The sequence below is a fragment of the Flavivirga abyssicola genome (genome assembly GCF_030540775.2).
GTDB classification, from domain to species: domain Bacteria; phylum Bacteroidota; class Bacteroidia; order Flavobacteriales; family Flavobacteriaceae; genus Flavivirga; species Flavivirga abyssicola.
Genome location: NZ_CP141266.1, coordinates 627,258 through 648,141, shown reverse-complemented (window position 1 = coordinate 648,141; position 20,884 = coordinate 627,258). Strand labels below are relative to the sequence as shown.

Sequence of the window (20,884 nt, the reverse complement as noted above, 5' to 3'; positions counted from 1 at the left end):
ATTAATGCTTTTAAAAGTACTCTATAAAGTTGTGAGGTACCAGATACTAAATCCGATTAAAAAAGCAATTCCCAACCAGCTTAAAATGTGAAGTTGTTTTGATGGTTGCCAATTTTTGGGCGTGTGCTTGCTGGAAATGAGACGATAATTGATAATAGCGTAAAAAGGAGCTGTGATAAAGGATAAAATAGTGGCCACCTTAATAAGGAAGCCCATTTCTGATGCAAAAAATAGAAAGATAATAATTGTGCCTGTTGCAAGTAAGAATATCCAAAACTTATAGTTTAGTTTAGAGGTTTTATTAAAAAGCAATTGTGTTGCTTTAGTCATGACTCTTGGGGATGCGTCTAAAGTTGTTAAAGTGGTGCTAAACATGGTTGTAAATGCAGCAATGCCAATTATAATATAGGCCCAACTCCAATTACCCAGACTGGTTTTGTACATGCTTATTAATTGGTTGGCAAACGTTCCAGCTGAATTACTAAAAGTTTCTTGGCTATTAAACATGACTAGTGCACCTAATAATAAGAATCCAATACCCAATACGATGGTACTTATATATCCTATATTGAAATCGAATAAAGCAGATTTAGGATTATAAGCTTCAATGTTTTTTTTCTTTTCAATGGCCCAAAGTGAGTGCCAAACCGAAACATCTAATGGTGCTGGCATCCAGCCCATAAACGTAATTAAAAAAACAATTTCTAGACTATCATTAGGGAATACTTGTTTAAAGGAAAGAGGATCAGAGCTTTTTAGAGCCATACTCACAGCGATCATAGTGCTAATAGTTAAAGTAATTATAATGATCTTCATTAGTTTATCCAAGAGCTTATACTTACCAAATAACAGTAATAATAAGCAAATAGATGTTATAATTATAGTCCAGATTTTTGTGCTATTTATAATGACACCATTATCAAATTCAATTGTTCCGAAATTTCCAAAAAGAGAAGAGGCTAAGCCAGCAGTTACTATTGTTACAGCTGTTTGTATGGTAAACATAGTTGCTATATTTAATACATAATAGACACCCAAAACACCTTTTCCTAATTTGTTATAACCATCTAATAGACTTTCTCCTGTTGCAGCAGCATAACGGGGAGCAAATTGAAAAAACGGATATTTAAATATATTCACTAAAAGTAACGCCCAAAGTAACCCTAAACCAAAATCGGCACCAGCACGAGTAGATTGTACCAAGTGTGATACACCAATAGCAGCACCAGCAAATAATAAGCCTGGACCTAAGTTTTTGAGTTTAGCAATCATCTATTTTTTTCGAATAATTTCTGCAAGCAGTTTTTTAGCGCGGAGTAGTTTTACTTTGACATTATTTATAGGCTCGTCTAATTCTTTGGTGATTTCTTTATAACTTAATTCCTGAAAGTAACGCAAATTTATAACTTCTTGATAATGAGGTTTCAGTTTTTTGATATCACGAAGCAGTTTTGCTAAATGTTGCTCGGTTATTAATTTATCCTCAGGAGAGGGAGATTCATCTAAGACTTGAAAAGCATCACCATCATTTTTAGATATTACTTGGGCTATAGAATTTTTTTCTTTCCGAAGTAAATCTATATGTATATTTTTTGAGATGGTAATTAGCCATGTTTTAAATTTGAAATCGTCATCAAAGGTTTCAATTTTATCGAATGCTTTAGAGAACGTTTGAATAGTGACATCCTCCGCATCGTTTTCATTTTGAATGCGTTTTAATTGAAAACCATATACGTCGTCCCAAAAAAGGTCTAATAAATAATTAAACGCTTTTTGGTCGTTTTCTTTTGCGCGTTTAATGGCTTCGTTTATTTCCAATAATTAGGTTTTGATATAAGATTATTTATAAAGATAGTCAATTGAATGAGAATTAAAAAAACTTCTAAGAAAGGGAGTAGTACCAACAGATCGTTTTCTTTTAATTTCTTTGAAGGCGTTCTAAAAATATAATATTGTATAATAATTCTGAATAAAAATAAAGCTAAAACAATGAGCCAATGGTGTGCTGTTATAAATAAAATGGTTGCTAAAACCCAAAATAGTAACTGAGAACTGTAAATTAGGGTTAGTAGAATTTTATGCTTTAATTTATAGTGTTTTGCTGTTGAAACATGACGCCTTTTTTGTTTAAACCAATCTTTAAATGTGGTTTTGGGAATTGACTCCGTAAAACCATTTTTTGAAAAGCAAATAGACGTATTTTTTTTGTTCGCTATTTGATTAACAAATAAATCATCATCACCAGAAAGGACTTTCATATGATTAACAAAGCCATTGTTTTTGAAAAACATCGTTTTTGTATAAGCTAAATTTCTACCAACTCCCATATAGGGTATCCCTAGTTTTGCAAAAGAAAAGTAGTGCATTGCCGTTACTAATGTTTCAAAACGGATGAGTTTGTTTAGCAAAGAGTTTTTAATTTTTAAGTAACCGCCATAACCTAAAACAAGTTGTTTCTTTTTGCTAAAATGGCTAGTCATATTTTTAATCCAATATTTAGAAACAGGTTTGCAGTCGGCATCTGTAAATAAAAGAAACTCATTTTTTGAAGCTTTAATACCTAGCGTTAAAGCATATTTTTTATTTCCCCAAAACGTTTCGTTGTTTTTAACGTTTACAATTTTGATGTTTTTGTGTTGACTCGCAAACTGTTCCATGATTTCTAATGTATTATCATTAGAGGCATCATTAATTAAAACAATTTCAAAGTTTGGGTGGTTTTGGTTAATTATGGAAGGTAAAAAGTTTTGCAGGTTTTCAGCTTCATTTTTTGCACAAATAATAACTGAAACATCAATATTTTTAAGCGTTTTTTTTTCTTGTTTAAGAAAGGTAAACCTTGTAAAGAAAAAAATATAAAAGAGTGCTTGAATAATCACTACAGCAATGAATGCGTAGAAAATAAAATCAAGAAGCATCATAAAAGATTATGAATGTTGAGGTTCGTTACAATCGCTAAATTGGTCTGGAGTTTTTCCACAAAAACCACAAGCTTCTCCATCTTTATTAAGCATTGGGTTTTGACTTGCACAAGTGCCAGCAAATTTACCGTCCTTTTTTGCCCAAATTTTAACAGCAATTCCTGCAATTCCTAGTCCTAATAAAATGATAGTTATTAAAAGAAGTTTCATGTGTAATATTTATTATTTATCTAAAGTCACATGTAGCATCTTGTACAATATTTTTGTTAAGCCTGAAGACTTTTGTAAAAGATGTTTCATTATGAACTCATCTTGACTTTTTCTATTTCCTAAAAAATGGCTAAAATTAGCCCATATTTTGTTACTTTTTTTATGCTTAGCACTACTATGCCTTGCAAAAAAGGCCTCATCTGAACAAATTTTATCTCATTTTTGGTTAAAAACAAAAAGTAAAGATGAGTTCTATAATTTATTTTTTACAAAGATAATGCTTTTCATTAAAAATGGTGCTGAATATAGAGATGATATGCCTAAGGTGACGGATTGTAATATTTGGTGTCTAAAAAATAATATGTACATTAAAAATACTAACTAATTAAATTACTATTTATGAAAAAATTATTTGCAGAATTTTTTGGAACATTTTGGCTTGTTTTTGGAGGCTGTGGGAGTGCAGTTTTTGCAGCTGGTTACCCAGAATTAGGGATTGGTTTTGTAGGTGTGGCATTGGCATTTGGACTTACTGTGTTAACGATGGCCTATGCTGTAGGGCATATTTCTGGAGGTCATTTTAATCCTGCTGTATCTTTTGGTTTGTGGGCAGGAGGGAAGTTTGAGGCTAAAAATTTACTAGGTTACATTGTGGCCCAATTGGTAGGAGCCATAACAGCGGCAGGAGTATTGTACTTAATAGTAACAAATAAATCTGACTTCATTACCGTTGGAGGTTTTGCTGCTAATGGTTATGGGGATTTATCGCCCGATGGTTATTCTATGACTGCTGCATTAATAGCAGAGTTTTTGCTAACGGCTTTTTTCTTATTAATAATTTTGGGAAGTACCAACGACAGAGCTCCTAAAGGGTTTGCTCCCATAGCTATTGGTTTAGGCTTAACCTTAATACATTTAATAAGTATTCCAATAACCAATACATCGGTTAATCCAGCACGTTCTACAAGTCAGGCATTATTTGCAGAAGGCGCCTTTACATCACAACTTTGGTTGTTTTGGGTGGCTCCAATTGCTGGTGCTATAGTTGCAGGTTTTATCCATAAAGCACTGTTCGATAAAGCGTGATTTTTTATTATAAGAAAGCAAAAGCCTCGTTTTAATTATTAAAACGAGGCTTTTTTGTTTGTTACTATGTATTGTTTTTACTGTAAGCTAATTTCTGCTACTGTATTTTCTTTGGAAGCTATGGTGTTTCCTCCTTTTGGCTCTATAGTAATATTTAAAGCAAGCGCATTTTCAGCATAAGGAATAGACATAAGTTGTCTGTCGGCTTCATTTAAGATGCCCAAGCTAACCATTTTACCTTGCAAGTCTGCCCATATCTGGTAGCATTGCTCTTCTGGTAATTGAGGTAATGAAACAACATCGATCATGGATGTTTTTTCTTTTGGGTTTATGTAAGCAACAGTTTTTAAATCTTTAGCTCTTTCATTCCCTTTAATGATGTATTTTTCAGTCTCAGGGTTGTTAAGTTTCAATAATTGTCTCATGACATTATCAAGCATCAGATTGTTTTTTTCAATATCACTTCGTAAATCAAAAATTTCCTCAACCACTATTTGGTTTTCTTGTGACAGTTTTCGTTTTTGAGAATAGAAATGATAAGACGTACCAGCAAAAATAAAGGCAGCAATACTTGCAGCTACAGCAAATTTATACCATGATTTGTATTTCTTTTGCGTATTTAAATTGACAACTGGTTTTTCATCAAGCTCCTCTAAAATATCATCTAAAATATTTTTAGGGGCTTCAACAGCATTGCTTTTAGCAACAATTTCTAAATTGTATTGCAATGTGTTGTATGCGTTCTGTACTTCTGGGTATTTTGAAATATAAGATTCAACCATTTCAGTATCAACAGAAGTAGTTTCACCTAATAGATATTTTTCTAATAGGCCAGAATTTAAAAAAGTAGTTATTTTCTCATTCATGACTTTGTTTAGTTAAGGATTGTAAATTTTTTTCAATTCACGTAATCCGATTTTTAATCTTGATTTTATAGTTCCCAGCGGAATATCTAATTCATCACTGGCTTCTTGTTGTGTCATGCCCTCAAAAAAGAGCGCATTAATCACTATTTGATATTTCTCATCAAGCGTATTTAGATGGGTTTTTATATCTAAAACGTCTTGATTTAATTCATTCGACGTTATTTTATATACGGATGAGGTCTCTATTTGGACTTCTTTGCCACTTTTATTTTTTAGAGATCTAACTTTGTCTATGGCAGTATTATAAGCAATTCTATACAGCCAAGTAAACAATTTAGCTTTATTAGAATCGTATTTTTTTGCGTATCTCCATATTTTTACAAAACTTTCTTGCAGCACGTCTTGTGCAATATCATCATCTGATATAATCTTTTTTATAACACCAAATAGTGAATCAGAATAGCTTTCATAAAGTAGGGTAATGGCTTTTTTATCGCCATTTTCCAGGAAGTTAATTATTTCTTTTTCTGTAGATGAAATCAAGGTTAATTTGGTTTTTACCATAAATTAATATGGCGAGTAATTCTGCCAAAGTTAGAAATTTCTTTTAGATTACAATATATTTACTTCAGCTTCAATAGAAATGCCAAAAAGCCTCTTAACAGTTTTTTGTATTAATTTTGAAAGATTTAAGATGTCTGACCCCTTGGCATTACCATAATTTACAAGTACTAGAGCTTGTTTTTTATGGACGCCGTAGTTCTCGAATTGTTTGCCTTTAAAACCTGCTTTTTCAATAAGCCAACCTGCAGGAACCTTTACTTCGCTTTCTGAAACCGGATAACTTGGAATATCTGAGAAATTTTGTGACAGCTTATCGAAATGTGATTTTGAAATCACTGGATTTTTGAAAAAACTACCACTATTTCCAATTTCTTTAGGGTTTGGTAACTTACTTTCTCTAATAGCGATCACAGCTTTTGAAATATCTTGAATAGTTGGTTGGGTTACATGCATGGTTTTAAGTTGAGAAGTTATAGATCCATAATTTACATGGAGTTTATGATTCTTCTTACTAAGAACGAATGTAACACTAGTTATAATATATTGTCCTTTAGCTTGTTGCTTGAAAATAGAGTTTCTATAGCCAAAATCGCAATCGGCTTTTGTAAAAGCTGTTACAGTTTGTGACTCTAATGATAGGGCTTCGCATGATACAAAAGTGTCTTTTAGTTCAACACCATAAGCTCCAATATTTTGAATAGGGGCCGTACCAACATTACCAGGAATTAATGATAAGTTTTCAATACCTCCAAAATCATTATCAATGCACCAAAGCACAAATTCATGCCAATTTTCACCAGCATGAGCTTTAATGGTAACAAAATTATCAGTTTCAGAAACCACCTCAATGCCTTTTAAATTGATGTGAATAACTAGGCCTTTAAAATCTTTTGTAAGTAACATATTGCTACCGCCACCTAAAATAAGCTTATTAGGGTATGCTTTAAGGGCTAAAACTTGTTTTAATTCGTCAATGCTAGAAACAGAAATAAAAAAGCTGGCCAAGGCATCAATACCGAAAGTATTGTATGGTTTTAAAGATATGTTTTCTTTTATATGCACTAATCGTTATAAGCCTTTAAAGCCTCTTTTAAAATGTTAACTGCTTTTATTAAGCTTTCCTCTTTTAGCACGTAGGCAATTCGTATTTGGTTTAGACCAACTCCAGGTGTTGAGTAAAAACCACCAGCAGGGGCAACCATTATAGTTTCACCATTAACATCAAAATGCTCTAAAAGCCACTGAGCAAAATCATCAGAGTTTTTCACAGGAAGTTCGGCAATACAGTAAAATGCGCCTTTGGGTTTTGCTACTTTAACACCCTCTATTTTTTGTAATTCAGTAATTAAAGTGTTTCTTCTTTCTACATATTCTTCAATAACATCATTAAAGTAACTTTGAGGGGTTTCAAGCGCTGCTTCACTAGCAATTTGCGCTAATGTTGGAGGACTTAAACGTGCTTGAGCAAATTTTAAAACAGTTTGTATGAGGGTCTTGTTCTTTGATACTAAGCATCCAACCCTAGCACCACACATGCTATATCGTTTTGAAACGGAATCAATCATAATAGCATGATCTTCGAGTCCTGTTTCTTGCATGACGGAATAGTGTGTATTGCCATCATATGTGAATTCTCGGTAAACTTCATCAGCAATTAAAAACAAATCATGTTTTTTAACTATAGCTGCTAATTTTTGTATTTCTTCTTTAGAGTATAAATAACCTGTTGGGTTTCCGGGATTACAAATTAAAATGGCCTTGGTTTTAGGTGTAATTAACTTCTCAAATTCTTCAATTGGAGGTAAGGCAAAATTATTTTCAATCTTAGAAATTACTGGTACTACTTTTACTCCAGATGCTGTCGAGAATCCGTTGTAATTAGCATAAAATGGCTCAGGGATAATAATTTCATCATCAATATCCATAATACTTCCAAAAGCAAAGAGAAGTGCCTCACTACCTCCGGTTGTTACTACAATATCATCGTGAGTAACGTTAATATGGTGTTTAGAATAATATGTCGAAATTTTTTGTCTATATATTTCAGATCCTTCCGATCTTGAATAAGCTAATACATCTAAATTGCTCTCTCTTACAGCTTGCAGAGCAATTTTAGGTGTTTTAATGTCTGGTTGCCCAATATTTAAATAGTAAATACTTTTTCCTTTTTTTACAGCTTCTTCAGCATAAGGAACTAACTTGCGTATTGGTGATGCAGGCATTTTTTGCCCTTTTTTCGATATTGTTGGCATTGATGATAAATTATGCTGCAAAGTTGAGAAAATTATCTTAAAGTTTTTTTAAAAAACAAGACTAAATAATCAAGTTAATCTAAAAGATTCGTAAATTCATTTTATGAAAATTGCATGCTTCTCAATTAAAAAGCTCTTAATTCTTATTTTAATAATTTTTTGTGTTAGTAACCTTAGCTATTCTCAAAAAAATTTTGTTATTCAAAATAAAAAACAGTCAGATAAAATTAGGTTCAAATTAATAAATAATTTAATTATAATTCCTGTTGAAGTGAATGGTGTTAAATTATCTTTTTTATTAGATACGGGAGTAAGTAAACCGATTATTTTCAATTTCCTAAATGTTTCTGATACTTTAAAAATAAAAGATACCGAGACTATATTTTTAAGAGGTTTAGGTAAAGGAGAATCTGTAGAAGCATTAAGATCTAAGAATAATATTTTTAAAGTAGGAGAAGCTATTAAGCTAAAGCAGGATTTATATGCCGTTTTTGATTCTAATCTCAATTTTGCTCCCAGATTAGGTTTTCCGGTTCATGGTATAGTTGGTTTTGATTTATTTAAGGATTTAGTAGTTGAAATAAACTATTCTAAAAAGATTATAAAACTAACAAAGCCGGAAGCGTATACGTATAAAAAATGTAAAAACTGTGAAAGGCTAAATTTGGAGTTTTATAATAACAAGCCTTATATAAATGCAGAAGTAGTAATGAATAGGAAAATGATTCCTGTTAAGCTATTGATAGATTCTGGAGGCAGTGATGCTTTGTGGTTGTTTGAAGATGATTCTTTGGGAATAAAATCTAGTAATAAATATTTTTATGATTTTCTTGGTCATGGCTTGAGTGGCAGTGTTTATGGTAAACGTTCAAAAGTTAGAAATTTTTCTTTAAAAAGCTTTATGCTTGATAAGGTTAATGTTTCATTTCCGGATTCAACGTATATATCACATGCAAGAAAACATAAAAACAGAAATGGAAGTTTGTCAGGCAATATTTTAAAACGTTTTAATGTTATTTTTGATTATCAAAGAGCTATAGTCACATTAACAAAGAACCGTTATTTTAATGAGAAGTTTAGGTATAATAAAAGTGGTATTGAGTTGGCTCACGAGGGTTTTAGATTAGTAAGGGAGCAAGATAATGAAACCCCAAAAGAAGATAAGCAGTACGGGAGTGCCCAAAGCGGTATAAAAGTTATAATAGATACTAAATACAAATTATCATTAAAGCCAGCTTATACTATAGTGGAATTAAGAAAAGATTCTCCAGCAGAAAAAGCTGGGCTGCTTATAGGAGATGTCGTTTTGAGTATAAATAACAAGGATACCCATCGATTAAAGCTTCAAGAGCTAATTCACATGTTTTATGAAGATTCAGGGAAACGTATTAAACTTAAAATTGAAAGAAATGGTAGCGTTTTAACTTTCAATTTTAAATTAGAAGACCTTTTTAAATAAAAAAGCCCAAACGATATGGTTTGGGCTCTTATTTTCTTTTGTAAAAGAAGTTTATTGCTGAACAATACTTTTATCTTTCTTTTCTAAAACACTCTTTTTGCTTGAGTCTACTACTAAGCCTTTAATTTTTAAAGCAACAGTAGGGGTATCTGCATTAGAAATAACAGTAATCGTTTTTCTAATAGGGTTTACTCTGTTTGTGTCATATTTAACCTCTATTTCTCCGGTTTTTCCTGGTAAAATAGGATCTTTTGGTTTTTTTGGAATAGTACAACCACAACTAGATGACACTTTAGAGATTATAAGCGGTGCATCACCAGTATTTGTAAATTCAAAAACACGTACACCATTTGATCCTTTTTCAATAGTACCATAATCAATAGTATCCGTTTTAAATTCTATCTTAGCTACCTTACCTTGTGCATTTACAGATAGGCTGATTAATCCGATAAATAAAATTGTAATTAATTGTTTCATTTTTCTGTTTTTTTATTGTTTTATATGTTCAAATGCAATTTGCATTAAATAAATTTTCTATAACTATTGGACGAAGTAACGTTTATATTATTACTCCTAATTCCATGTCAAACATACTTACTTTTTCTACAACCTGCAAAAATATTAGACATAATACAGGTATGTTAACATATTCAACAGAGTTAAAAGTACGTACAACTTTTCTCAAATAAGCCAGTTTTTTGTTAAAATATTATTACTTATTGTTTTACGATTAATATTATAACTTTTTCATCTGTTTATATTTATTTTTAACAGTGAGATACAGTTTGCATATTAAAATCGTATTTATTAATGAAATTAATAGCTATGCTCATTTCACAGAAAAAGAAATATAAGTACTTTTGCACATCAATGTTCAAAAACTATTCCAAAGTATGCAAATACCTTCAAAATATGAGGCGAATCAAGTAGAAAGTAAGTGGTATGATTACTGGATGAAGCATAATTATTTTCATTCAGAGCCAGATGAAAGAGAACCTTATACTATTGTAATACCCCCACCTAATGTAACGGGAGTCTTACATATGGGGCATATGCTTAATAACACGATTCAAGATGTGTTAATTCGTCGGGCGCGTTTGCAAGGTAAAAATGCTTGTTGGGTACCGGGTACAGATCATGCATCTATTGCTACCGAGGCAAAAGTAGTTGCTAAATTAAAAGAACAAGGTATTGATAAAAACGATTTGTCTCGCGATGAGTTTTTAAAACATGCATGGGATTGGACTCATGAATATGGAGGTGTTATTTTAGAACAGCTAAAAAAGTTAGGATGCTCTTGCGATTGGGAACGAACCAAGTTCACGATGGATGACGATATGAGTGAAGCTGTTATCAAAGTATTTGTAGATTTATACAATAAAGGATTGATTTATCGTGGTTTCCGAATGGTAAACTGGGATCCTGAAGCAAAAACAACCTTATCTGATGAAGAGGTTATTCATGAGGAACGTCAAGGGAATTTATATTATTTAAAATATAAAATCCTTTCGGAAGGAGCAGGGGCGAGTAAGAAGGATCTAAGGGAAGAATACCTAACCATAGCAACTACACGTCCTGAAACTATTTTTGGAGATACAGCCATTTGTATTAACCCCAATGATGAAAGGTTTTTGCACTTGCGTGGAAAAAAGGCCATTGTACCCATATGTAACCGTGTGATTCCTATTATTGAAGATGACTATGTAGATGTTGAATTTGGTACTGGATGTCTTAAAGTAACACCTGCACATGATGAAAACGATAAGAATTTAGGAGATAAACATCAGCTGGAAGTTATAGATATTTTTAATGAAGACGCTTCTCTAAATAGTTTTGGATTACATTTTGAAGGACAAGACCGTTTTGTAGCTAGAAAATCGGTTGTTAAAGAATTAGAGGAAACTGGTGTTTTAGTGAAAACGGAAACCCATATTAATAAAGTAGGAACTTCGGAAAGAACTAAAGCTGTTATAGAACCACGTTTAAGTGATCAGTGGTTTTTAAAAATGGAAGATTTGGTAAAACCTGCAATTAAAGCGGTTTTAGGTGAAGATTCTGAAATTAATTTGTTTCCTAAGAAATTTGAAAATACGTATCGTCACTGGATGGAGAATATTCGCGATTGGAATATTTCACGTCAATTACTTTGGGGACAACAAATTCCAGCGTATTACTACGGAGAAGGAAAAGAGGATTTTGTAGTTGCAGAGACGATTGAAAGAGCTTTGGAATTGGCACAGGAGAAGACTTCAAACTCCGAACTTCAAGCTTCGGACTTAAAACAAGATACTGATGCTTTGGATACTTGGTTTAGTTCATGGTTATGGCCAATAAGTGTTTTTGATGGGATTAGAAATCCAGAGAATGAGGATATTAAATACTATTACCCAACAAATGATTTGGTAACAGGACCAGATATTTTATTCTTTTGGGTAGCACGTATGATAATCTCAGGCTACGAATATAAAGGTGAAAAACCGTTTAAAAATGTGTATTTAACGGGTTTAGTTCGCGATAAGCAACGCCGTAAAATGTCTAAACAACTTGGTAATTCGCCAGATGCTTTAAAGCTTATAGAAGCGTATGGAGCTGGTGGCGTTCGTGTTGGGTTATTATTAAGTTCTGCGGCAGGAAATGATTTAATGTTTGATGAAGCACTTTGTCAGCAAGGTAAAGGTTTTGGAAACAAAATCTGGAATGCCTATCGTTTGGTTGATGGATGGGAAGTTGATAAAAACATTTCACAACCAGAATCAAGTAAGATTGCTGTAGAATGGTATGAATCGAAATTTCAGAAGGCTTTAATTGAGATTGAAGACCATTTTAGTAAATATAGATTGAGTGATGCATTAATGACTACTTATAAGCTTATTTATGATGATTTTTGCGGATGGTTCTTAGAAATGATCAAACCAGGGTATCAACAACCAATTGATGCTAAAACTTTAAAAAGTGCTATTGCTATTTTTGAAGATAATTTAAAAATAGTACATCCTTTTATGCCGTTCTTAACGGAAGATATATGGCATTATATCACTGAAAGAACTCCAGAAGAAGCATTAATTGTTGCTAAATGGCCAGAATCTAAGCCAATTAATGCCGGGTTAATTGATGAATTTGAATTTGCTTCGGAAGTTATTTCTGGTATTAGAAATATTAGAAAACAAAAAAATATAGCTTTTAAAGATGCTATTGGCTTTTCGGTAATTAATAATGAAAAGAGTCATACAACATTCGATAGTATTATTTCTAAACTAGGAAACTTAGAAAGCATCGATTATGTGTCTGATGCTGTTGATGGTGCTTTAACTTACAGGGTAAAATCTAATGAATATTTTATACCTATGGCAGGTAGTATTGATGTTGAAGCTGAAATTAAAAAATTAACAGAAGAGCTAAATTATACAGAAGGTTTTTTGAAATCTGTACAAAAGAAACTTTCTAATGAACGTTTTGTTGCTGGAGCACCAGAACAAGTTGTTGCTAGTGAGAAGAAAAAAGAAGCTGATGCTTTGGCAAAAATTGAAACACTTAAAGCAAGTTTGTCGAGTTTGCATTAAGTTAGTTGTTTGCTTGGTGTTTGGTGTTTAGTCGCAGTATGCGGTCTCAGTATTCAGTGTTCAGTCGCAGTATTCAGTATTCAGTGTTTCGTCTTTGGTCCTTGGTCTTCGGTCTTCCAATCTTAGGTCTTGTTTTCAGTCTTCCGTGTAATTAATACTATCACCAACCGAAAGCCCCCAAGTATCAATTAAACCGGCATTAATTTCCAATACATATTTTGCAGGAAAATTAGATGGTAAAGAGCTTTCATCAAATGGTTTAGCATTTTTCTGAAAGCTCACTATACTTTTATTTTCATTGATGTAAATTAAGTCTAAAGGTATTTTGGTGTTCTTCATATAAAAGAAACGCTCTTTTACGTCTTCAAATACAAATAGCATCCCCTGTTTTGTGTCCATAGAATTTCTATACATTAATCCAGTTTGAACATCAAAATCTGTATCGGCTATTTCGATATCTAACGTTATTTTTGTAGAGTCAATAGACTTAAAAATGGTAAGTTCACCTTCTTTCTTAAAAATAACTTCAGTCTGTTTTATGGTCTTTTTGTTTTCTTTACAAGCCGAAAGATTTAAAAGTAAACCAGTAGACGTTATAAAAATTAATAAAGAAAAACGTTTAGGTAACAACATCTTATTTAACAGCTGTTTTTGGTTTGTAAACAAACATAAAATATAAACCAATAAGAATGAATGGGATACTAAGCCATTGTCCTGTATTCAAACCGGCCCAATTTATATATTCATCACCCTGAGGCTCTTTTGTAAATTCAACAAAGAAACGAATGGTCCATAACAAGATTAAAAACAACCCGAAAAGGAAACCTGTTTGTTCTCTTTTTTTAGTTTTTGAATAGAAATACCATAAAATTATAAACACAAAAATATAGCAAAAAGATTCGTATAACTGTGCTGGGTGTCTGTAAGGTACTTTTTCTAATAATTCTGCAAATTGAGGATTATCTGTAACAGCATTATAAGCTTCCTGAACGTCTTTAATACCTGTGAGTTGTGTGATATGACTCTTATGGTACTGGTCTTGAATAAAACGAACTCCAAAATTAGATTCGGTAACTTTTCCAATAATCTCAGAGTTAATAAAGTTTCCAATTCTAATAAAAACGGCACCAGAAGCTACCGATATAACAACACGATCTAAAACCCATAATAATGATTTATAGTTGTATTTTTTTCGATACAAGTACATCCCTATAATTATACCAATAGCAGCACCATGACTAGCCAATCCTTGAAAGCCTGTAAATTCAAAGCCGCCTTTAAATTTGAATGGTAGAAAAATACTAAAGAAGTCTTGAGATATTAATTCTGATTGATAAAATAAAACATGTCCTAAGCGTGCTCCAAGCATAGTCGCTAATACGGTATAAATAAATAAAGGGTCTAGATAATCTAAAGATATCTTTTCTTTAGTAAAAATACGTTTCATTATATACCAGCCTATTATAAAGGCAATGACCCACATAAGACTATAGAAGTGTAATTTGAAATTCCCAATAATGTCAATTCCAGTTACAGGATTCCAATCAAATTTTAATGCATGCATACGTTTTGTTTTTACTTTAAAAGTTCTATGATTTCGACTTCAAAAATGATATTAGATTTCCCAGGAATTCCTCTAGTTCCAGCTTCTCCATATGCTAAGTGATATGGAATGAATAATGTTGCCTTGTCTCCAACACTCAATTGCTGTAAGCCTTCTTTAAAACCTGGAATCATACCAGCATCTGGACCAATACCTGCGGTAATTGGTTGGTATTGGTTTGCAGCTTTACGTTTTTCATTTACAGCATCAAGAGCTTCAGCAATTTCTAGTTTACTCGTTTGAAGTAATTTTCCATTTTCAAAATATACGGCATAGTGCGTAAGTACTTCAGCACTTTCTGGTAATTTTTCTCCATTGCCTTTTTCTGTAACAACATATTGTAAACCTGAAGACAATGTAGTGGCTTCGTTTTTTTGTTTATCAAACTTCTCTTTAGACGCTTTTATAATAGCTTCTTTTCTGGCTTTCTTTTCTTTTTCTTTACGTTCTGCTTCAGCAAAATGATTGTTAAATGTGCTAGGAGCATCAAAAGATTTAGCTTCTTTTCCTTTTCTAATAATGTTCAGTTCTTTAATAACAACATCTTTTATTGGCCTATCGCCAGAACCGGTTTTTACATTAGAAATACTATCTTGAATATTTATTCCAAGAACCAATTCTCCAAAAATATTATATCCATTGTCTAAATGAGGTTTTGGAACTTCTGTAATAAAAAATTGACTCCCATTTGTGTTACGTCCGGAGTTTGCCATAGATAAAATACCAGGTTTATCATGTTTTAAATCAGGATGAAACTCATCTGTAAATTTATAACCAGGACTTCCTCCTCCAGTACCTGTAGGATCGCCTCCTTGAATCATAAATTTATCTATAACCCGATGGAAAATAAGTCCGTTATAGAATTTTTTTCCTTTATATATACTGTCTACCATTGTATTAGTACCCTCTGCTAATGATACAAAATTAGCAACAGTTATAGGTGCTTTTTTATGCTCTAATTTAGCAACCATAATACCTTCTGTAGTAATGAATTCTGCATATAGTCCATCCTCAAGGTCTGGATATTGTGCTTTACATGAAGCTAAAATTATTAAAGACGTAATAGATAAAACTTTGATAGATTTTTTTAAAAAATTCATTATTAATTAGTTTGATTTTGGGTAATTGAGTTCACTGTAACTTCACAAATTATGGGCGTGTTACTCCCTATTTTATTTTCATCGCCATAATAACCATATGCTTTTTGCGAAGGGAATATAAAGGTAGCAGTTTCACCAGTTTTCATTAGTTTTAAACCTTCACGTAACCCTGTAAATAATTCTTCTTTATCCATAGCATAGGTTTGCGTTTTAATATCTTCTTTTGAATATATTAAGCTGCCATTTAAAGCTTTTACGTTATAATTATAGTTTATAATATCTCCAAAGAGAGGTGTTTTTAAAGTATCAATTTCTGTTTTATTATTGTAATAATACCAAAAACCACTCTCAGAGGCTAAGTAATTATTGTCTTGCTCTTGCATAATTTTTTCTATGGAAACTTGCTCGTTGGCAAAGCGCCTTTTATTACGCTCAACTGAGGCATCTATAAATGAACCCGTTTTTACAGAAACGGGACGTCTTGCTTCGGGTGTTTTGCAGTGTAATGCCAGTAAGACAACGGTTAATGTTAATAGTTTATTCATTATTTAGGGCTTTATTATAACTAGGCAATATACTAATAAATTTAGCAACTGTATCCTCCATTGATAAATGACTTTTTCCTCCTGCAGCATTGGTATGACCACCACCTCCAAAATGTGCTCTTGATAATTCGTTAACAGAGAAATTACCTTTTGAGCGTAATGATATTTTTATAATGCCTTCTTGTTTATCTTCAATAAAAATAGCGGCAAGCACAGTGTCTTTTAAAGACAAAGCATAATTTACAACGCCTTCTGTGTCTCCTTTTTTATAATCGTACTTATATAATTCTTCCTGAGAAAGGGTTATGTAAGCTGTTTTTGCTTCGGGAATAACTTTTAAATTGCTTAACGCGCACCCTAAGAGCTGCAACCGTTCATAGCTATTGGTATCGTAAACATTATTATGAATTTCAGTATTATTAGCTCCTTTTTCAATAAGTTGGGCTACGATTTGGTGTGTTTTACTGGTTGTAGATAAAAATCTGAATGATCCAGTATCGGTCATTATACCTACATACAAGCAAGTTGAAATATTAGCATCAATTAAGTCTGTATCACCTAGCATATCAATAAAATGATATACCATTTCGCAGGTAGAACTCATTGTAACATCGCTAAACATATATGTAGCGTAATCATCTGGTGCTTGATGATGATCAATCATAATTTTTAAAGCACTGCTATTTGCTAAAACAGTTTCCATACTACCTGTTCTATGAAATGCATTAAAATCTAGGGTAAATATAATATCTGCAGCTTCAATTAGTGCATCACATGCTTTAGTTTGGGAATCATGCTTTAAAATAGTGTCATTACCTGGAATCCATTTTAAGAAAGTAGGATAGTCATTGGGAACTAAAACATTTACCTGGTGATTGCCTTTTATAAGGTAGTGATATAACCCAAGTGTTGAACCAATAGCATCTCCATCTGGATTTTTATGTGGTACAATTACAATCTTTTTTGGAGTAGATAATAATTGTTTTATACTAGTAATGTCTTGTCTGTTCATAGTTGACGAAGATACAACTTTTTAAAATTTGATAAACTTGTTTTTAATTAGAAATACATTACTTTTGCAGCAAAATTAAAACAATAAGATGGCAACAAATAGAACATTTACAATGCTTAAGCCAGATGCTGTTGAGAAAGGACACATCGGTGCAATATTAGAAAAAATTTCAGCTTCAGGATTTAGAATCGTAGCAATGAAATTAACACAAATGACAAAAGCTGATGCTGAAGCATTTTATGCAATACATAACGAACGTCCATTTTTTGGAGATTTAGTTGAATATATGACACGTGGTCCTATTGTTGCAGCGATTTTAGAAAAAGACAATGCGGTTGATGATTTTAGAACATTAATAGGGGCTACTAACCCTGCTGATGCTGCTGAGGGAACAATCCGTAAGTTATATGCAGCTTCTATTGGAGAAAATGCAGTACATGGTAGTGATAGTGACGATAATGCGGCTATAGAAGGTGCTTTCCATTTTTCTGGTAGAGAGATGTTTTAGTCATTAAAAAATTATAAATAAACAAACCCCACAACTAAGTTGTGGGGTTTGTTGTTTTAGAAATAAATTGTGATTATTTATTACCAAATTTATTTTTTTAAAGCTTCTTCAATAATCCCCCTTTTATCCAACCATTATTTTTAAGACTTTTAGTTTCAAAAAGGACCTGTTGTGAATTAAAAATAAAATTAGTTCCATAAAAAAAAGCCTATCAAATAAATGATAGACTTTTAATTGTAATTGTTAAAGTATATGTATTAGATTACTTTTACGTTTACGGCGTTTAATCCTTTTCTACCTTCTTGTAGATCGAATTCTACTGCATCACCTTCACGAATTTCATCGATAAGTCCTGAAATGTGTACGAAATGTTCTTTGTTGTTGTCGTCTTCAACGATGAATCCAAAACCTTTAGAGTCATTGAAAAATTTTACGGTACCTTTACTCATTGTATTTGTTATATAAAAATTAAGTCACAAATATAGTATAAATAATAATAGCTTTTTGGTTTTGGATGAAATTTTTGTATAAAGTTCGTTTTTGTAATTAACGGAGTACCAGTTTCTTAATGATTTCTTTTCCTAACTCTTCGTTAAGCATGTTAATTATTTTTTGTTTGCCATAACTTAATTCTTCTCTAAGAACACTGGAGGTTAGTTGCACATAAAGTGTGTTATGCTCTAAGTTTACAGATGCCGTATAATTATTTACACCATTGCCCATAAGGTTTGCCCAGGCATCAGCTACATTAACTTTGTTTAAACCTTTTTCTAGTTTATTGGTTTCCACAAATTCTTTTAATGCATCACTTATGCTGATATGTTCATTATTACGTTTTGCCATTAGCTTTTGTTTTTTTTTGAGTTATTTGAACTTTAAATACTAAAATCAAACAATCTTTTTACATGTTTTTCTTTTTGATACCAATCATTATATACTAATTCAAGGGTTTTGACTTTGAAACTACCAAAATCATAATTTTGAAGTGTTCAATTGATTCATTGAAAATATATCTTAAAATTTACAGCTTGAAAATTTCATAAGATTGATGCACTTGTTTTACAACAGCTTCTGTACGTTCAGCATGTGTATCACTTATAAACAATTGACCAAAATTTTCATCATCCACTAATTTAATGATTTGAGCGACACGTTGTTCATCTAATTTATCAAAAATATCATCTAATAATAAAATAGGATTTACACCACTTTGCGCTTTAATAAAATCGAACTGTGCTAATTTTAAAGCGATTAAAAATGATTTTTGTTGTCCTTGACTTCCAAATTTTTTGATGGGATACCCGTTTATATTAAAGTGTAAGTCATCTTTATGAATGCCAACACTAGTATACTGTAATGCCTTGTCTTTATTAATTATATTTTTTAAAAGCGTGTTTAAATCAGCTTCAAATAAATCGCTATGATATTTTAAATTAACTATTTCATTACCATTACTTATAGCTTCGTAACGCGATTTAAAAATGGGAATAAATTCCTTTAAAAAAGCGTCTCTTTTTTCAAAAATAAGCGTGCCAAATTCTGTTAATTGATTGTTGTAAACTTCTAAAGTATCGTTATTAAAAGTATGGTTTAATGCAAAGTATTTAAGTAATGCATTGCGTTGGGCCAGTGTTTTGTTATACTTAATTAAGTGGTTTAAATAGGTTTTATCACCTTGGGAAATAACACTATCTATAAACTTTCGTCGAGTATCACTACCTTCTATAATTAAATCTCTGTCGGCTGGCGAAATAATAACTAAAGGTAAAAAACCAATGTGTTCGCTAAACTTTTCGTAAGCTTTAGCATTTCGCTTAATCACTTTTTTTTTGCCTCGCTTAAGGCTAATAATTATTTTTTCGGTTTGGTCGTTTTTTTCGTAATCACCATTGATTACAAAAAAGTCTTCATCATGTTTTATGTTTTGAGTCGCTACAGGATTAAAATAACTTTTACCAAAAGATAAGTGATAGATGGCATCAAGTACATTGGTTTTTCCAATACCATTATTACCAACGATGCAATTTATTTTATCATTGAAAGTAAATGACTTACTGTCAAAGTTTTTATAATTGAGTAACGAAAGTGATTTTAAAATCATATAATAAGCGACTTATACTAATTGAATTTTAAGGTGTTGTATAAATAAATTGAATTATTTTTTGATTAATTGAGTTTAAAAATCTAGCCATAGCCATAGCTACGATTCTATTTTTAAATGAAAAGTAAGCGAAAAAGGCCTGTACTCAACTTGATTGGGTAAACAATTTATATGCGACATTTTAATGTTTAATTGGTATTAAAGGCTATTTAGTTGCTAAACTCTTTAAAAAGAAGTGCAAATTATTGAAAAATATCAAATAAATACCCTTTTAGTTATGAAGAAAAATTATATTTTTGCGGCGCATTAATACAGAACTGAATACATGGCGACTTATAATAAAAGAGGATACAAACCTAAAAATAAAGTAGAGAAAGAGCAAAACATTGAGGCAGACTCTACAACGGCAGAGGTTTTCAATACACTGGATGAAACTGCATCAAAAACAGAAGAGTTCGTTCAAAAGAATCAGAAATACATTTTTGTAATTATTGGACTTGTTGCAGTAATTGTTTTAGGGTCTTTAGGGTATAAAGAATTTATAGCGAAACCTAAGCAAGAATCAGCAATGAATGATATGTTTCAAGCTCAAAAATATTTTGATCAAGCCGTTACTGGTGTTGAAAAAGACTCCTTGTATAATTTAGCTTTAAATGGTGGTGAAGGAAAATTTGGGATGTTGGATATTATAGAAGAGTACAGTGGTACACCTTCTGCTAATTTAGCAAGCTATTATGCAGGAACAGCTTATTTAAGATTAAAAGATTACAAAAAAGCAGTAGAGCATTTAGAGAATTTTAAAAGCGATGACGAAATATTAGCACCTATAGCTAAAGGAAATATTGGTGATGCTTTTGTGCAGTTAAATCAGCCGGAAGAAGCTTTAGGGTATTATGAGCAAGCAGCAGAAATGCGTAATAATGAATATACAACGCCAATGTATTTATTTAAAGCTGGAGCCATTGCTTTGGATTTAGGAAAAGCGGATAAGGCATTGACTTATTTTAAAGGAATTAAAGAGGATTACCCTAATTCAACTGAGGCGTCTAAAGTAGATGTGTTTATAGGTAAAGCTCAAGTATTGGCAGGTAAATAAT

The 20,884-nt window shown here is 31.8% G+C and carries 22 protein-coding genes; 5 read left to right on the top strand and 17 right to left on the bottom strand.

What is annotated here, in order from left to right; translation table 11 throughout:
• Nucleotides 1-21: 21 nt before the first annotated feature.
• Genes Q4Q34_RS02460 through Q4Q34_RS02445 form a run of 4 tightly spaced genes read right to left on the bottom strand, consistent with a single transcriptional unit; the run spans nt 22 to nt 3,131 of the window.
• Nucleotides 22-1,272: an Nramp family divalent metal transporter gene (locus Q4Q34_RS02460; RefSeq protein ID WP_303317126.1), complete on the bottom strand. Its 1,251-nt coding sequence runs from the start codon at nt 1,270-1,272 to the stop codon at nt 22-24.
• The gene (locus Q4Q34_RS02455) at nt 1,273-1,818 is read right to left on the bottom strand and encodes an RNA polymerase sigma factor (protein ID WP_303317127.1); all 546 of its coding nucleotides are present in this window, start codon (nt 1,816-1,818) and stop codon (nt 1,273-1,275) included.
• Nucleotides 1,809-2,921 (bottom strand): glycosyltransferase, encoded by a 1,113-nt coding sequence (locus Q4Q34_RS02450; RefSeq protein ID WP_303317128.1) that lies wholly within the window; start codon nt 2,919-2,921, stop codon nt 1,809-1,811. The genes Q4Q34_RS02455 and Q4Q34_RS02450 overlap by 10 nt, the downstream gene beginning before the upstream one ends.
• A gap of 6 nt (nt 2,922-2,927) precedes the next feature.
• Complete coding sequence (locus Q4Q34_RS02445; RefSeq protein ID WP_303317129.1) at nt 2,928-3,131, bottom strand: membrane or secreted protein; 204 nt, start codon at nt 3,129-3,131, stop codon at nt 2,928-2,930.
• 399 nt (nt 3,132-3,530) lie between these two features.
• Here Q4Q34_RS02445 and aqpZ point away from each other — a divergent pair, with 399 nt between their 5' ends.
• On the top strand, nt 3,531-4,217 hold the full coding sequence (aqpZ, locus tag Q4Q34_RS02440; RefSeq protein WP_303317130.1) for an aquaporin Z: 687 nt from the start codon (nt 3,531-3,533) through the stop codon (nt 4,215-4,217).
• 77 nt (nt 4,218-4,294) lie between these two features.
• On the opposite strand, the gene Q4Q34_RS02435 is transcribed toward aqpZ, so the two are convergent.
• From Q4Q34_RS02435 to Q4Q34_RS02420, 4 genes are read right to left on the bottom strand one after another with little or no spacing between them, the layout of a single operon-like run.
• Nucleotides 4,295-5,083, bottom strand: coding sequence for an anti-sigma factor (locus Q4Q34_RS02435; RefSeq protein WP_303317131.1), 789 nt, complete (start codon nt 5,081-5,083; stop codon nt 4,295-4,297).
• Between the two features lie 12 nt (nt 5,084-5,095).
• Complete coding sequence (locus Q4Q34_RS02430; RefSeq protein WP_407925217.1) at nt 5,096-5,647, bottom strand: RNA polymerase sigma factor; 552 nt, start codon at nt 5,645-5,647, stop codon at nt 5,096-5,098.
• Between the two features lie 48 nt (nt 5,648-5,695).
• A complete protein-coding gene (gene murB / locus Q4Q34_RS02425) occupies nt 5,696-6,709 on the bottom strand; it encodes a UDP-N-acetylmuramate dehydrogenase (RefSeq protein ID WP_303317132.1) in 1,014 nt (337 codons plus the stop codon).
• A complete protein-coding gene (locus Q4Q34_RS02420; RefSeq protein WP_303317133.1) occupies nt 6,709-7,899 on the bottom strand; it encodes a pyridoxal phosphate-dependent aminotransferase in 1,191 nt (396 codons plus the stop codon). Before Q4Q34_RS02420 ends, murB begins: the two co-directional genes overlap by 1 nt.
• A gap of 271 nt (nt 7,900-8,170) precedes the next feature.
• On the opposite strand from Q4Q34_RS02420, the gene Q4Q34_RS02415 reads away from it, so the two are divergent.
• Nucleotides 8,171-9,358, top strand: coding sequence for a PDZ domain-containing protein (locus tag Q4Q34_RS02415; RefSeq protein WP_303317134.1), 1,188 nt, complete (start codon nt 8,171-8,173; stop codon nt 9,356-9,358).
• A gap of 51 nt (nt 9,359-9,409) precedes the next feature.
• On the opposite strand, the gene Q4Q34_RS02410 is transcribed toward Q4Q34_RS02415, so the two are convergent.
• A complete protein-coding gene (locus tag Q4Q34_RS02410; protein WP_303317135.1) occupies nt 9,410-9,835 on the bottom strand; it encodes a DUF1573 domain-containing protein in 426 nt (141 codons plus the stop codon).
• A gap of 416 nt (nt 9,836-10,251) precedes the next feature.
• Between Q4Q34_RS02410 and Q4Q34_RS02405 the strand changes: the two genes are divergently transcribed.
• Nucleotides 10,252-12,918 (top strand): valine--tRNA ligase, encoded by a 2,667-nt coding sequence (locus tag Q4Q34_RS02405; protein ID WP_303317136.1) that lies wholly within the window; start codon nt 10,252-10,254, stop codon nt 12,916-12,918.
• A 135-nt stretch (nt 12,919-13,053) separates the two neighbouring features.
• Here Q4Q34_RS02405 and Q4Q34_RS02400 read toward each other — a convergent pair whose 3' ends face one another.
• The 5 genes from Q4Q34_RS02400 to Q4Q34_RS02380 are packed head-to-tail and all read right to left on the bottom strand — an operon-like array spanning nt 13,054 to nt 17,178.
• The gene (locus tag Q4Q34_RS02400; protein WP_303317137.1) at nt 13,054-13,551 is read right to left on the bottom strand and encodes a DUF192 domain-containing protein; all 498 of its coding nucleotides are present in this window, start codon (nt 13,549-13,551) and stop codon (nt 13,054-13,056) included.
• A gap of 1 nt (nt 13,552) precedes the next feature.
• Entirely contained in the window at nt 13,553-14,482 is a 930-nt protein-coding gene (gene lgt, locus Q4Q34_RS02395; RefSeq protein WP_303317138.1) for a prolipoprotein diacylglyceryl transferase, read from the bottom strand.
• A gap of 11 nt (nt 14,483-14,493) precedes the next feature.
• Nucleotides 14,494-15,621: a peptidylprolyl isomerase gene (locus Q4Q34_RS02390; RefSeq protein ID WP_303317139.1), complete on the bottom strand. Its 1,128-nt coding sequence runs from the start codon at nt 15,619-15,621 to the stop codon at nt 14,494-14,496.
• Nucleotides 15,622-15,623: 2 nt separating this feature from the next.
• Entirely contained in the window at nt 15,624-16,166 is a 543-nt protein-coding gene (gene gldI, locus Q4Q34_RS02385) for a gliding motility-associated peptidyl-prolyl isomerase GldI (RefSeq protein ID WP_303317140.1), read from the bottom strand.
• Nucleotides 16,159-17,178, bottom strand: coding sequence for a DHH family phosphoesterase (locus Q4Q34_RS02380; RefSeq protein WP_303317141.1), 1,020 nt, complete (start codon nt 17,176-17,178; stop codon nt 16,159-16,161). Before Q4Q34_RS02380 ends, gldI begins: the two co-directional genes overlap by 8 nt.
• Before the next feature lie 88 nt (nt 17,179-17,266).
• On the opposite strand from Q4Q34_RS02380, the gene Q4Q34_RS02375 reads away from it, so the two are divergent.
• Nucleotides 17,267-17,686 (top strand): nucleoside-diphosphate kinase, encoded by a 420-nt coding sequence (locus Q4Q34_RS02375; RefSeq protein WP_303317142.1) that lies wholly within the window; start codon nt 17,267-17,269, stop codon nt 17,684-17,686.
• A 257-nt stretch (nt 17,687-17,943) separates the two neighbouring features.
• Here Q4Q34_RS02375 and Q4Q34_RS02370 read toward each other — a convergent pair whose 3' ends face one another.
• The 3 genes from Q4Q34_RS02370 to recF form a co-directional block, all read right to left on the bottom strand.
• Complete coding sequence (locus Q4Q34_RS02370) at nt 17,944-18,135, bottom strand: cold-shock protein (RefSeq protein ID WP_042242688.1); 192 nt, start codon at nt 18,133-18,135, stop codon at nt 17,944-17,946.
• 97 nt (nt 18,136-18,232) lie between these two features.
• A complete protein-coding gene (locus Q4Q34_RS02365) occupies nt 18,233-18,529 on the bottom strand; it encodes a DUF721 domain-containing protein (protein WP_303317143.1) in 297 nt (98 codons plus the stop codon).
• 178 nt (nt 18,530-18,707) lie between these two features.
• On the bottom strand, nt 18,708-19,787 hold the full coding sequence (gene recF / locus Q4Q34_RS02360) for a DNA replication/repair protein RecF (RefSeq protein ID WP_303317144.1): 1,080 nt from the start codon (nt 19,785-19,787) through the stop codon (nt 18,708-18,710).
• A gap of 325 nt (nt 19,788-20,112) precedes the next feature.
• On the opposite strand from recF, the gene Q4Q34_RS02355 reads away from it, so the two are divergent.
• Nucleotides 20,113-20,883, top strand: coding sequence for a tetratricopeptide repeat protein (locus tag Q4Q34_RS02355; protein ID WP_303317145.1), 771 nt, complete (start codon nt 20,113-20,115; stop codon nt 20,881-20,883).
• The last annotated feature ends 1 nt before the right edge of the window (nt 20,884 follow it).